The sequence below is a fragment of the Arthrobacter saudimassiliensis genome (assembly GCF_059090665.1).
Map to the genome: position 1 here is coordinate 499,894 of NZ_JBNHFX010000002.1, position 12,541 is coordinate 512,434.

General features: G+C 68.1%; 12 protein-coding genes. 3 read left to right on the forward strand and 9 right to left on the reverse strand.

The genetic code is table 11. From position 1 onward, the window contains the following. Position 1: 1 nt before the first annotated feature. Complete coding sequence (gene qcrB, locus AC5RV6_RS09495) at positions 2-1,684, forward strand: cytochrome bc1 complex cytochrome b subunit (RefSeq protein WP_494007059.1); 1,683 nt, start codon at positions 2-4, stop codon at positions 1,682-1,684. Between the two features lie 250 nt (positions 1,685-1,934). Here the strand turns inward: qcrB and AC5RV6_RS09500 are convergent, their stop codons facing one another. The 6 genes from AC5RV6_RS09500 to AC5RV6_RS09525 all read right to left on the reverse strand — a co-directional run bounded on the left by AC5RV6_RS09500 (position 1,935) and on the right by AC5RV6_RS09525 (position 8,033). Next, positions 1,935-2,732 (reverse strand): GntR family transcriptional regulator, encoded by a 798-nt coding sequence (locus AC5RV6_RS09500; RefSeq protein ID WP_494007060.1) that lies wholly within the window; start codon positions 2,730-2,732, stop codon positions 1,935-1,937. 202 nt (positions 2,733-2,934) lie between these two features. Beyond that, on the reverse strand, positions 2,935-3,336 hold the full coding sequence (locus tag AC5RV6_RS09505) for a cytochrome c oxidase subunit 4 (protein WP_494007061.1): 402 nt from the start codon (positions 3,334-3,336) through the stop codon (positions 2,935-2,937). Next, positions 3,333-5,060, reverse strand: a complete 1,728-nt coding sequence (gene ctaD / locus AC5RV6_RS09510) for an aa3-type cytochrome oxidase subunit I (RefSeq protein ID WP_494007062.1) — start codon at positions 5,058-5,060, stop codon at positions 3,333-3,335. The genes AC5RV6_RS09505 and ctaD overlap by 4 nt, the downstream gene beginning before the upstream one ends. 22 nt (positions 5,061-5,082) lie before the next feature. Beyond that, positions 5,083-5,946, reverse strand: coding sequence for an aa3-type cytochrome oxidase subunit II (ctaC, locus tag AC5RV6_RS09515; RefSeq protein WP_494007063.1), 864 nt, complete (start codon positions 5,944-5,946; stop codon positions 5,083-5,085). 185 nt (positions 5,947-6,131) lie between these two features. Next, positions 6,132-6,509, reverse strand: coding sequence for a HesB/IscA family protein (locus tag AC5RV6_RS09520; RefSeq protein WP_494007064.1), 378 nt, complete (start codon positions 6,507-6,509; stop codon positions 6,132-6,134). Positions 6,510-6,653: 144 nt separating this feature from the next. Next, positions 6,654-8,033: a dipeptidase gene (locus AC5RV6_RS09525; protein ID WP_494007065.1), complete on the reverse strand. Its 1,380-nt coding sequence runs from the start codon at positions 8,031-8,033 to the stop codon at positions 6,654-6,656. A gap of 30 nt (positions 8,034-8,063) precedes the next feature. On the opposite strand from AC5RV6_RS09525, the gene AC5RV6_RS09530 reads away from it, so the two are divergent. Beyond that, positions 8,064-8,660 (forward strand): DUF3043 domain-containing protein, encoded by a 597-nt coding sequence (locus AC5RV6_RS09530; protein ID WP_494007066.1) that lies wholly within the window; start codon positions 8,064-8,066, stop codon positions 8,658-8,660. Between the two features lie 82 nt (positions 8,661-8,742). Here the strand turns inward: AC5RV6_RS09530 and AC5RV6_RS09535 are convergent, their stop codons facing one another. Further along, positions 8,743-9,810 (reverse strand): quinone-dependent dihydroorotate dehydrogenase, encoded by a 1,068-nt coding sequence (locus tag AC5RV6_RS09535; RefSeq protein ID WP_494007067.1) that lies wholly within the window; start codon positions 9,808-9,810, stop codon positions 8,743-8,745. 84 nt (positions 9,811-9,894) lie between these two features. On the opposite strand from AC5RV6_RS09535, the gene AC5RV6_RS09540 reads away from it, so the two are divergent. Further along, positions 9,895-10,944: an alpha/beta hydrolase gene (locus AC5RV6_RS09540; protein ID WP_494007068.1), complete on the forward strand. Its 1,050-nt coding sequence runs from the start codon at positions 9,895-9,897 to the stop codon at positions 10,942-10,944. A gap of 43 nt (positions 10,945-10,987) precedes the next feature. On the opposite strand, the gene AC5RV6_RS09545 is transcribed toward AC5RV6_RS09540, so the two are convergent. Then, positions 10,988-11,791 (reverse strand): isoprenyl transferase, encoded by an 804-nt coding sequence (locus tag AC5RV6_RS09545; protein ID WP_494007069.1) that lies wholly within the window; start codon positions 11,789-11,791, stop codon positions 10,988-10,990. After that, positions 11,784-12,536 (reverse strand): DNA repair protein RecO, encoded by a 753-nt coding sequence (recO, locus tag AC5RV6_RS09550; RefSeq protein WP_494007070.1) that lies wholly within the window; start codon positions 12,534-12,536, stop codon positions 11,784-11,786. The genes AC5RV6_RS09545 and recO overlap by 8 nt, the downstream gene beginning before the upstream one ends. Positions 12,537-12,541 lie beyond the last annotated feature (5 nt).

Below are 12,541 nucleotides of genomic sequence, written 5' to 3' on the forward strand. Positions count from 1 at the left end.
TATGTCTACCGCTACCGAGCAGTTCCAGCCCAAGACGCGGCTGGGACGCATCACCAACTACGTCGACAGCCGGGTCAACGGATCCGCCGCGGTCAAGGAGTTCGGCCGCAAGGTCTTCCCCGACCACTGGTCCTTCATGTTCGGCGAGGTGGCGCTGTACACCTTCGTCATCCTGCTGCTCTCGGGCACGTTCCTGACCTTCTTCTTCGATCCGTCCATGGCGGAGACGCACTACGAGGGCTCCTACGCGCCGCTCAAGGGCGTGGAGATGTCGGTCGCCTACGCCTCGTCGCTGGACATCTCCTTCGACGTGCGCGGCGGCCTGTTCATGCGCCAGGTGCACCACTGGTCCGCACTGCTGTTCGTGGCCTCGGTCTCGATCCACATGCTGCGTGTGTTCTTCACCGGTGCGTTCCGCAAGCCGCGTGAGCTGAACTGGGTTGTCGGCGGCGTGCTGCTGATCCTGGCCCTGGCTGCCGGCTTCACCGGCTACTCGCTGCCGGATGACCTGCTCTCGGGCAACGGCCTGCGCATCATCGACGGCGTCATCAAGGCCGTCCCGGTCGTCGGCACCTACATCAGCTTCTTCCTGTTCGGGGGCGAGTTCCCCGGCACCGTGATCATCGGCCGCCTGTACGTGCTGCACATCCTGCTCGTGCCGGCCCTGATCCTGCTGATGATCGCCCTCCACCTGTTCATGGTCGTGATCCACAAGCACACGCAGTACCGCGGCCCCGGCCGTACCGAGAACAACGTGGTCGGCTACCCGGTCGGTCCGGTCTACGCGGCCAAGGCCGGTGGATTCTTCTTCATCGTGTTCGGCATCGTGGCCTTCATGGCGGCAGCCTTCACGATCAACCCGATCTGGAACTACGGCCCGTACGACCCCTCCCCCGTGTCCGCAGGCACCCAGCCTGACTGGTACATCGGCTGGGTCGACGGCGCGCTCCGGCTGATGCCGGGCTGGCTGTTCGGCTTCCCCTTCGAGTGGGTCATTCCGTTCCCGTGGGGCGACAACACGCTTTCGCTGAACGTGCTGCTCCCGGCACTGGGCCCGGCCGGTCTGGTGTTCACCCTGCTGTTCGCGTGGCCCTGGATCGAAGCCTGGATCACCAAGGACAAGCGGTCCCACAACCTGCTCGACCGTCCGCGCAACGCTCCGTTCCGCACCGCGGTCGGTGCCGCCGGCGTCGTATTCTACTGCGTCATGTGGGCCGCGGCCTCCTCCGACCTCATCGCCACGCACTTCGATGTGTCGCTGAACGATGTGACGTACTGGCTGCGCTTCCTGTTCTTCTTCGGTCCGATCATCGCCTTCATGGTGACCCGCCGCATCGCCCTCGGCCTGCAGCGCAAGGACCGGGAGATCGTCCTCCACGGCGTGGAGAGCGGCCGTATCGTCCGCCTGCCGCACGGCGAGTACATCGAGGTGCACCAGCCCCTCGACGAGTACAAGCGCTACCGCCTGGTGGACTTCGAGTCCCCCGAGTACATTCCGGCCCAGCCGAATGCACGCGGCAAGATCACCGGCTCGGAGAAGCGCCGCGGGGCACTGTCCCGGTTCTTCTTCGAAGACCGCGTGGCTCCGGTCACCCCGGCCGAGCTCGAGGAAGCACATCACCACGAGTCCCCGGCTGAAGTTGAAGCCGAGCGCACGGACCAGGCCTCCATCGTGGAGCGCTGATCCTGCAGGACTGAAAAGGAAGGCCCCCACCGGCAGCATGCCGGTGGGGGCCTTCCTTTTTCTTTGCTGCAGCCTGCTTCTTCACCGCGTCGGCTGAGTTCCCGTGCAGGAGTCCCGCCGGTCCTGGGAGCGTGTCCCCCTCCGGGCCAGACGCACTCCCCCGCCGAACAGGCCGTAGTACCCCCTACCAGGAGGCCGGTCCGTTCGGGCGCAGGCCTTGGAAACCCTGACGGGGCCTCTGAGGGGCCGCCTAAGCGCCTGGAGGCAGGCGCGGCTGATACGAGCGGGGCCCGCGGACGCCCGGCCGCTGGAGGGGCACCCAGAGCTTGTAGCGGTCTGCCCGGTAGTACGACACCGAATAGTCCACCATGGACCGGGAGACGTAGGCGTGCCGCTGGATCTTCAGCAGCGGGGCACCCAGCTCGACGTTGAGCAGGCGCGCGATGGAGGCTGATGCCGCCGTCGCCTCTATGGTGTCCTCGCCCCACTCCATGACCAGCCCGTACCGCTCGCTCAGTACCCGGTAGAGCGACGTCGGCGGCTCCTCGTCCAGGAAGCCAGGAACGTAGTGGGCCGGGATGAAGTTCTCGTCCACGCTCATCGGCTCGCCGTCGGCCAGCAGCTGCCGCCGGAACCGGATCACCGGCTGGCCCGGGTCGATCTGGAGCTCCCGCGCGACCAGCTGGGAGGCGCCGATCTGTTCGAAGCTCAGGACGTGTGCGTCCGGCACCATGCCGCGGCGATGCATTTCCTCGCTGTAGGAGGTCAGCTTCACCTGGAGGTCCATTTTCTGCCGGGCCACGAAGGTGCCCAGGCCCACCACGCGTTCCAGCGTGCCGTCGTCGACCAGCGCGTCGATCGCCTGGCGCACGGTCATCCGGGCGACGCCGAAGTGCTCCGCCAGCTCCCGCTCGGAGGGTATGCAGGCCCCGGCCGGGGCGTGCTGCTCCACGAAACGGCGGAGGATTTCCTGCAGCTGGACGTACTTGGCTTTCCCGGGGATCTTCTCGATCCGCTCCGGATAGGCCCGCAGTGCCCTGCTGATCATTTCCGCACGCTCGCTGCGCGCAGGAGGACCTTGCTGTCCAACACGTAGGCTGCCCTTTCCCGATTCACTGACGCCGGCGGCGACGGCAGCGGCAGCCAGCGGCTGCACCTCCAGATTAGCGCCGGGAGTGGAACGCAGACGGCAGGGGCCCTGCAGACGAGAGTGTCTGCAGGGCCCCTGCCGTGAAAAGCGGGCTGTTGCCTTAGTGGGCGTGTGCTCCGCGGCTGTACTCGTACACCCAGCCGATCAGGGCGATGACGGCCAGTCCGGCGGAGATGAACAGGACCCACCAGCCGACTGCGAGGCCCAGGAAGGCGCCCGCGCAGGCGGTGGCCAGTACCAGCGGCCACCAGCTCCAGGGGCTGAAGAAGCCCTGTTCGCCCGAGCCCTCGTGGATTTCGCCGTCGAGGCGGTCCTCCGGGCGGGGACCGATCCGGCGTCCGGTGAAGCCGAAGTAGAACCCGACCATCAGGGACATGCCGGCGGTGAGGAACAGCGCCAGGTAGCCCACCGGCTCCTTCCATTCGACCAGGAAGCCGTACACCACGCCCACGACCGCGAAGAACGGGGCCATGTACATGAAGAGCTTTGTCTCTACCTTCACTTGACCTTTTCCTTCCGGTCGCCGGGGCCGAAGACCTTGGCAGCGGCCGATTCATCGGTGACCGTCTGCTGGAGCTCGGGGTGGTGCAGGTCCAGCGCGGGGCGCTCGGACCGGATCCGCGGCAGCGAGGTGAAGTTGTGCCGCGGCGGCGGGCAGGAGGTAGCCCACTCGAGGGAGGCGCCGAAGCCCCAGGGATCGTCGACCTCAACCTTCTTGCCGCGGCGCCAGGTGATGTACACGTTCCAGAAGAACGGAATCAGGGAGGCGCCGAGGACGAAGGAGGCGATGGTGGAGAACTGGTTCATGGCGGTGAAGTTGTCCTCCACCAGGTAGTCCGCGTAACGGCGGGGCATGCCCATGACGCCCAGCCAGTGCTGGACCATGAAGGTGCCGTGGAAGCCGACGAACAGGAGCCAGAAGTGGATCTTGCCGAGGCGCTCGTTGAGCATCTTGCCCGTCCACTTCGGCCACCAGAAGTAGAAGCCGGCGAACATCGCGAACACCACGGTGCCGAACACGACGTAGTGGAAGTGCGCCACCACGAAGTAGGTGTCGGAGACGTGGAAGTCGAGCGGCGGTGCGGACAGGATGATGCCGGTCAGGCCGCCGAACAGGAAGGTGATCAGGAAGCCGATGCTCCAGAGCATGGGCGTCTCGAAGGTGATCGAGCCGCGCCACATGGTGCCGATCCAGTTGAAGAACTTCACGCCGGTGGGCACCGCGATCAGCATGGTCATGAACGCGAAGAACGGGAGCATGACCGCGCCGGTGACGTACATGTGGTGTGCCCACACGGTCACGGAGAGGGCGGCAATGGCGATGGTCGCGTAGACCAGGCCCTTGTAGCCGAAGATCGGCTTGCGGCTGAAGACCGGGATGATCTCGGAAACGATGCCGAAGAACGGCAGCGCGATGATGTACACCTCGGGGTGGCCGAAGAACCAGAACAGGTGCTGCCACAGGATGGCACCGCCGTTGTCCGGGTTGAAGATGTGCGCTCCGAAGCGCCGGTCGGCGCCGAGGGCGAACAGTGCGGCCGCCAGGGGCGGGAACGCCATCAGGACCAGGATGCCGGTGACGAGGGTATTCCAGGTGAAGATCGGCATGCGCCACATGGTCATGCCCGGGGCACGCATGCAGACGATGGTGGTGATGAAGTTGACCGCACCCAGGATGGTGCCAAAGCCGGACAGTGCCAGGCCGAAGACCCAGAGGTCACCGCCCACACCGGGCGAGAACGTCGTGTTCGACAGCGGCGCGTACGCGAACCAGCCGAAGGAGGCCGCACCCTGCGGGGTGATGAAGCCGGCCACCGCGATGGTGGAGCCCAGCAGGAAGAACCAGAACGCGAGGGCGTTCAGGCGCGGGAACGCCACGTCGGGAGCGCCGATCTGCAGCGGCATCATGACGTTGGCGAAGCCGGCGAACAGCGGGGTGGCGAACATCAGCAGCATCACCGTGCCGTGCATGGTGAACAGCTGGTTGTACTGCTCCTTGGTCTGCAGGATCTGCATACCGGGCTCAAACAGCTCGGCCCGGATGACCAGGGCCATCACGCCGCCGAGGCAGAAGAAGATGAAGCTGGAGATCAGGTACATGTACCCGATCTTCTTGTGGTCGGTGGAAGTGATCCAGTCGACGACGATGCGTCCCTTGGATACCGGTGTTACTCGAGGCGCGACCCGGGTTTCGAGATCGTCCGAAGTGTATTCGAGAGTAGTCACGGTGCTCTTCCTGCCTCCTTACTTACTCGTCGATCGATTCGGGTCGGGCTTCGTTGTAGCTGTAGCTGCGGTCGTACTCATCACCGAGCTGGCCGTCAGGCAGGGTCGCGATGTAGTCGTTGTACTCCCGCTCGGAGACAACCTTGACGTTGAACAGCATTTCGGAGTGGTATTCGCCGCAGAGCTCGGCGCACTTGCCGTCATAGGTGCCCTCGACCTGCGGGGTCAGGGTGATGTAGTTCGTGCGTCCCGGGTAAAGGTCCATCTTCTGCAGGAAGGCGGGCACCCAGAAGGAGTGCTGCACGTCGCGGGTGTTCAGCTGCAGCTCCACGGTCTGGTCGACCGGCAGGTACAGCGTGGGGAACTCGTCCTCGCTCTTCTCTGTTCCGTCCAGGTTGACCTGGGTTCCCGAGAAGTACTTGTCCTCGTTCACGTAGTTGAAGTCCCAGGACCACTGCTTGCCGCGGACGTCGACGATGACGTCGGGATTCTCATCGCGTTCCTCGATGGCCCGGATGTCCTGCTCGGTGAAGAAGAACAGCACCAGCACCATGAACAGCGGGATCACGGTGTAGAAGATTTCCAGGGGAAGGTTGTAGCTCAGCTGCCGCGGGTAGCCGGTCTCGTTCTTCCGGCGCCGGTAGGCAACGATGCACCAGATGACCAGGCCCCAGGTCAGGATGCCCACGGCCAGCGCGGCGATCCATGAGTTGACCCACAGGTCCATGATGCGGCCGGTGTGGTTGGTCATGTCCCGTTCAGTGGGCAGCCAGCCCTTCTGGACCTCTTCTGAACAACCCGATAAAAACAGCGCGCCGGCCGACGAAACGGCTGAGATCTTGACGATCCTGGCGCGTCGGCTGCTGGTTCGTTCCTGCGAACTCACAGACGGCCCTTCCTCTTGTTACGTGCAAGTGCTGCGCAGCAGAAAAGCATCCCCCGCTGCGCACCTAATAGTTTTACTACTACCTGTAGAGCTTACCCGTACGCGGAGCGGTCCAGTGACAGACCGCACCGCGTCGGGCGTTATTCAGCTTTGATGTTACGTGCCGGGCCGAGCCGCGGCGCCCGTCAGTGGAACGAGTCGCCGCAGGCGCAGGAACCGCCGGCGTTCGGGTTGTCGATGGTGAAACCCTGCTTCGAGATGGTGTCCTCGAAGTCGATGGACGCGCCGCTCAGGTACGGGACGCTCATCTTGTCCACGATGACCTCGACGCCGTCGAAGTCGCGGACGGCGTCGCCGTCCAGCACCCGCTCGTCGAAGTAGAGCTGGTAGATCAGGCCCGAGCAGCCGCCGGGCTGCACGGCCACGCGCAGGCGCAGATCGGTGCGGCCTTCCTGCTCCAGCAGGCTCCGCACCTTGTCGGCGGCGACGTCGCTGAGCAGGACCTCGTGGGTGGGCAGCTCGTTCTCGGTTTCGGTGACGGACGCTTCGCTGGAAATGCTCATTGGCTTCTCTCTTTCCTGGTGTGCTTCGCCCCGGCGCACAAGCCGCCGGGGCTAAGTCCCCTCCATGGTACGCCGGGGGGTACCCGCCGGTATAACCGTTCGGCGCGTCCTTTCATTTCCCCCCGGCAGTCCCGCCGGCCCCTCCTAGAGGGAGGCCAGCAGCAGCGCCTCGGCGAGGATGGCGTTGCGGAAATCACCCAGATGCAGCGACTCGTTGGCGCTGTGGGCCCGCGAATCCGGGTCCTCCACGCCGGTGATGAGGATCTGCGCCTGCGGGAACACCTCGGTCAGGTCGGCGATGAACGGGATGGAACCGCCCATGCCGGCTTCCACCGGCTCCGTGCCCCACGCGGTCCGGAAAGCCTCCAGCGCGGCCTGCGCGGCGGGCGCCGTGGTGTCTGCGGCGAAGGCGTTGCCCTGCTCCCCCGGCAGGAGCCGGACCCGGGCGCCGAACGGGGCGTGGGCGGCGAGGTGGCGTTCGACGGCGGCCATCGCTTCGGCGGGGTCCTGCCCGGGCGCCAGGCGCAGGCTGAACTTGGCCCGGGCCGACGGCTGGATGGTGTTGGAGGACATCGCCACCGACGGTACGTCGATCCCGATGATGGACAGCGCCGGCTTGGTCCACAGCCGTGAGGCCAGGGAACCGGACCCGGCCAGCTGCACGCCGTCGAGCACGGACGCATCGGCCCGGAAGTCCGCCTCGGGGTAATCCACCTCGGCGTCGTCGTAGGCCACCAGCCCGTCGATGGCGACATTGCCCTGATCGTCATGCAGCGTGGCGATCAGCCGTGCGAGCAGCGTGGGCGCGTCCAGCACCGGTCCGCCGAACATCCCGGAGTGCACTGCGTGGTCCAGCACCCGCAGCTCGATCGTGCCGTCCACCAACCCGCGCAGGCTGGTGGTCAAGGCCGGCACCCCGACCTTCCAGTTCGAGGAGTCGGCGACCACGATGACGTCCGCAGCGAGCAGGTCGCGGTGCGTTTCCAGGAAGGTGCGGAAGGTCGGGGACCCGGCCTCCTCCTCGCCTTCGATGAACAGGGTCACGCCGACGTCGGTCCCGGCGTCCGCCAGGGCACGCAGCGCAGCGACGTGGACCATGATCCCGGCCTTGTCGTCGGCGGCGCCACGGCCGTACAGCCGGCCGTCCCGCTCGACGGCCTTGAACGGTTCGGTCTCCCACAGGTCGGGATCGCCGGGCGGCTGGACGTCGTGGTGGGCGTAGAGCAGCACGGTGGGCCTGCCGGGTGCCGCGGGGCGGCGCGCCACGACGGCGGGGCCGCCGGGCCGGCCGTCGTTGTCCACGCGCAGGACGCGGACGTCGTCCAGGCCAAGGCCCCGGACCAGGTCGGCGACGGCGGCGGCACTGTCGTCCAGCCGGGCGGGGTCGAAGGAGTCCCAGGCGATCCCGGGGATGGCCACCAGGGCCTTGAGCTCCTCCACCGTGCGGGCAAAATCAGCGTCGATCCGGGCGCGGAGGGTGTCCGCGTCACGACGCACGGGGTGTTCTTCGGCGTGTGAAGTCATAGCAGCACCCTACTCGGGTATTCTTGATGGGTGTTCGGACGAAACAAGGAAGCGCCCACCGCGCAGGAAACCGTAGACCAGCGAGCTGCCGAGGCGGAGCCGGCGGCAGGCAAGGCCGCGGGCAAGGGAGCCCCCACGCCGCGCCGCAAGGACCAGGTTGCCGCCCGGAAGCGCCCGCTGGTTCCCAACGACCGCAAGGCGGCCAAGGACGCCTCCCGGGAAGCCATGCGCCAGGAGCGGCTGAAGACCCGCCAGGCCCTGGAGACGGGCGACGAGCGCTACCTTCCCCTGCGTGACAAGGGACCCAAGCGGCGCTTCGTGCGTGACGTGGTGGATGCCCGGTGGAACGTGGGCGAGTTCCTCATGATCGCGGCCCTGCTCTTCGTGGTGCTCACCTTCATTCCGAACCTCACGCTGCAGAGCCTGGTCATGATGGTCTTCTGGCTGCTGCTGCTGGTGGTCATCGCCGATAGCCTGCTGCTGCGCCGGAGCCTGCGCCGCCGGCTCACCGACAAGTTCGGCGGCCCGGACCGGGGCGATGTCTGGTACGGCATCTCGCGGGCCCTGCAGATGCGCCGGCTCCGCCTGCCCAAGCCCCAGGTCCGCCGGGGCCAGTACCCGAGCTGAGGCGCGGACACCTCAGGCCCGATGCATGGAGAAGGGGACGCCGTACGGCGTCCCCTTCTCCATGCATCGGATTCCCTCCGGGTCAGCGGCCCCGGGCCAGGCCCCGGTTGATCCGCGCCGCCCAGAAGGGCCCCTCGTAGAGGAAGGCCGTGTAGCCCTGCACCAGCTTGGCGCCGGCTGCCAGCCGTTCGCGCACGTCGTCGGCGGACTCCACGCCGCCGACGGAAATGATGTCGGGACCGCCCTCCCCCAGCGCCGCGCGGAGCCTGCGCAGCACCTCCAGGGACCGCTGCTTCAGCGGAGCCCCGCTCAGCCCGCCCACCCCGCAGGCCATGACCTGCTCCGGGTCCGAGGCAAGGCCCTGACGGGTGATCGTCGTGTTGGTGGCGATGACGCCGTCCAGGCCCAGGTCCAGGGCCAGCCGCGCCACCGCGTCAATATCTTCGTCGGCCAGGTCGGGGGCGATCTTCACGCAGAGCGGCACCCGCCGCCCCGCAGCCTCGTCCGCGGCGGCGCGTACGGCCGTCAGCAGCGGGCGGAGGGCCTCCACGTCCTGCAGCAACCGCAGGCCGGGAGTGTTCGGCGAGCTGACGTTGACCACCAGGTAATCCGCCTGGGGCGCGAGCAGCCGGGCGCTGGTCTCGTAGTCCGCCACGGCGTCGGCCAGGTCCACCGCCTTGGTCTTGCCGATGTTGGCGCCCACCACGGGCCGCGGCCGGCCGGCCCGGCGGGCCAGCACGTCCCGTGCCTTGGCCAGGCGGGGCGCCACGGCGGCGGCGCCGTCGTTGTTGAAGCCCATCCGGTTGATCACGGCCCGGTCCTCCACGAGGCGGAAGAGCCGCGGCTTGGGGTTGCCGGGCTGCGCGCGGCCGGTCACGGTGCCGACCTCGACGTGGCCGAACCCAAGATTGGCCAGGGCGGCGACGCCGGAGCCTTCCTTGTCGAATCCGGCGGCCAGTCCGAAAGGTGAGGGGAACTCGAGCCCCAGGGCCTCGGTCTTCAGGGAACGCGACGGGCGTGTCAGCCGCCGCAGCGCGGGGCCGGCCGGTGTCAGCGCCGCGGCCCGGATGGCGGTGAAACCGATCCGATGGGCCAGCTCGGGGTCCATCCCGGAGAAGACAAGGCGGAAGAAAGCGGGATAAACGCGCATGGTTAAAACGATTCCACGCCCCCGGTCCGGGGCCAAATCCGGCGCGTCACCGAGGTCGGATTTTGGTCGGATATGCTCGGTGACATGGGTCTGAACTGGGAGCCCGACATTCTTGGCGAGGGCTACCGGTGCCTGACGCTGGACCTCGGCGAAGACGACGAGGGGCCGCTGGCGGCCACGCTCGTCAGCTTCACGCCGGAACCCGTGGCGGAGCGCCCGGGTGAACGGCTGCGCCGGACGCTGCGCTCCCTCCTGCCCGGCACGCGCCGGGATCCCGAGCCGGTCCATGCCGTCATCTATGTGCACGGCTGGGCGGACTACTTTTTCCACACGGAGCTTGCCGAGTTCTTTGCCGGACACGGGATGTCCTTTTACGCCCTGGACCTGCGCAAGTACGGCCGTTCGCTGCGTGAGGGGCAGACCGAGGGCTTCGTGAACGACCTGGCCGAGTATGACGCCGACCTCGAGGCTGCGATGGCCGCCGTCCGCCTGGACCTGCATGACCGGCTGGGCCCGCAGGTGCCGGTGCGGATCAGCCTGATGGCCCACTCCACGGGGGGCCTGGTGGCGAGCCTGTGGGCACACCGCAATCCCGGCCGGATCGAGGCTCTGATCCTCAACAGCCCGTGGCTGGAACTGCGGGGCAGCTCGATGGTCCGCGGTGCCGCCGCCGGGCTGCTGGAGCCGCTGGCGCGGATGCGGCCCAAGGCGCGCCTGGTGCTGCCGGAGCTGGACTTCTACTGGCGCAGCATCAGCCGCGAGGCCGACGGCGAGTGGGATCCGCATCCGGTGTGGAAACCGCGGATGAGCTTCCCGGTGCGGGCGGGCTGGATCTCCGCCGTCCTGGCCGGGCATGCGCAGGTGGCCAAGGGCCTGGACATCCGGGTGCCGATCCTGCTGCTGGCCTCCGCCCGCTCCACCATCGCCGCGAAGTGGACCCCGGACATGACCGAGACGGATTCCGTCCTCGACGTGTCGGCGATGGTCCAGCGCGGCCTGCTGCTGGGCCCCGAGGTCACGGTGTTCCGCTTCGACGGGGCGCTGCACGATGTGCTCCTCTCCGCCCGGCCGGTCCGCGGTCTCGTCTACACCCGGATGGGCCGGTGGCTGGACGGCTTCATTCCGCGGCCCTGAGAAACCGCGGACCGGGCCGCCCCTCCCCCGGCGCGCACCGAGGTCAGGCGGTGGCGGCCTTGTCCACCGCGCCCCCGTACCGCCGGTCCCGGCGGGCGTAGATCTCCACCGCTTCCCAGAGGGTGCGCCGGTCGACGTCGGGCCAGAGGGTGTCCATGAACACCATCTCCGCGTAGGCCGACTGCCAGAGCATGAAGTTGGAGAAGCGCTGCTCGCCGGAGGTGCGCAGGAAGAGGTCGACGTCGGGCAGGTCCGGTTCGTCGAGGTAGCGCTGGATGGTCTTTTCGCTGATCGAGCCGGCGCGCAGCTTGCCGCGCTGGACGTCGGCGGCGATGGCCGCGGCGGCGTCGGCGATCTCCGCCCGGCCCCCGTAGTTCACGCACATGTTCAGGGTGCAGGTGGTGTTCCCCCTGGTCTGCTCCTCGGCGACCTCCAGTTCCTTCACCACCGACTGCCAGAGCCGGGGACGGCGGCCGGACCAGCGGATCCGCACCCCCCAGGCGTCCAGCTGGTCACGCTGGCGGCGCAGCACATCGCGGCTGAAGCCCATCAGGAAGCGCACCTCCTCCGGGGAGCGCTTCCAGTTCTCGGTGGAGAAGGCGTACACGGACACGTGCCGGATGCCGATCTCCACGGCGCCGGCCATCACGTCCAGCAGGGCGGCTTCGCCGGCCCTGTGGCCTTCGGTGCGGGGCAGGCCGCGCTGGTTGGCCCAGCGGCCGTTGCCGTCCATGACGATCGCCACGTGGTTCGGCACCAGGGCAGGGGGCACCGACGGAGGGACGGCGCCGGAGGGATGGGGCCAGGGCCGGACCGGGGCGGACTTCTTCGGGTGCACGCTAGACACGCTCCACATGTTGTAGGGACTTGATGACCCGCTCAAGGTGCCACTGCAGGTACGCGGCGACCAGGCCGGCGGATTCGCGCCGCGGCTGGGCGTCCGCGGCGTCGGCGGCCGCCCAGTCGCCCGTGAGCAGGGCCGCCAGCAGCGCCATGGTCTCACCCGACGGCGACGCCGCTCCCGGGGGCCGGCACGCAGCGCAGACCGCGCCGCCCAGTGCGGGCGCGAACGCGCTGTGCGGGCCGGGCGCTGAGCAGCGGGCGCAGTCGGTGAAGCTGGGAGCCCAGCCGGCGGTGGCCAGGGCGCGCAGGAGGTAGGAATCCAGGATCAGCTCCGGGGCGTGGGCCCCGCGGCTGAGGGCGGCCATGGCGCCCAGGACCAGGTGATAGTGCGCGGTGGCTGACTCGCCGTCGACGTCGGTGAGCCGCTCGGCGGTCTCGGCGATGGCCGCGGCCGCGGTGTAGCGGGCGTAGTCGGCGGCGATCGGCCCGGCGTAGGCCCCGCGGGTCTGGACCTGCGTCACGATGTCCAGGGTCCGGCCGTGCGTGAGCTGCAGGTCCACGGCCATGAACGGTTCCAGGCGGGCGCCGAACTTGCTCGAGGTCCGGCGGACCCCCTTGGCCACCGCCCGGACCTGCCCGTGGGCTCGGGTGAGCAGGATGACGATGCGGTCCGCCTCACCCAGCTTGTGGGTGCGCAGGACCACTGCTTCATCCCGGTAGGTCCGGGAGGCAAAGGATTTGGGGGCCACTCTCG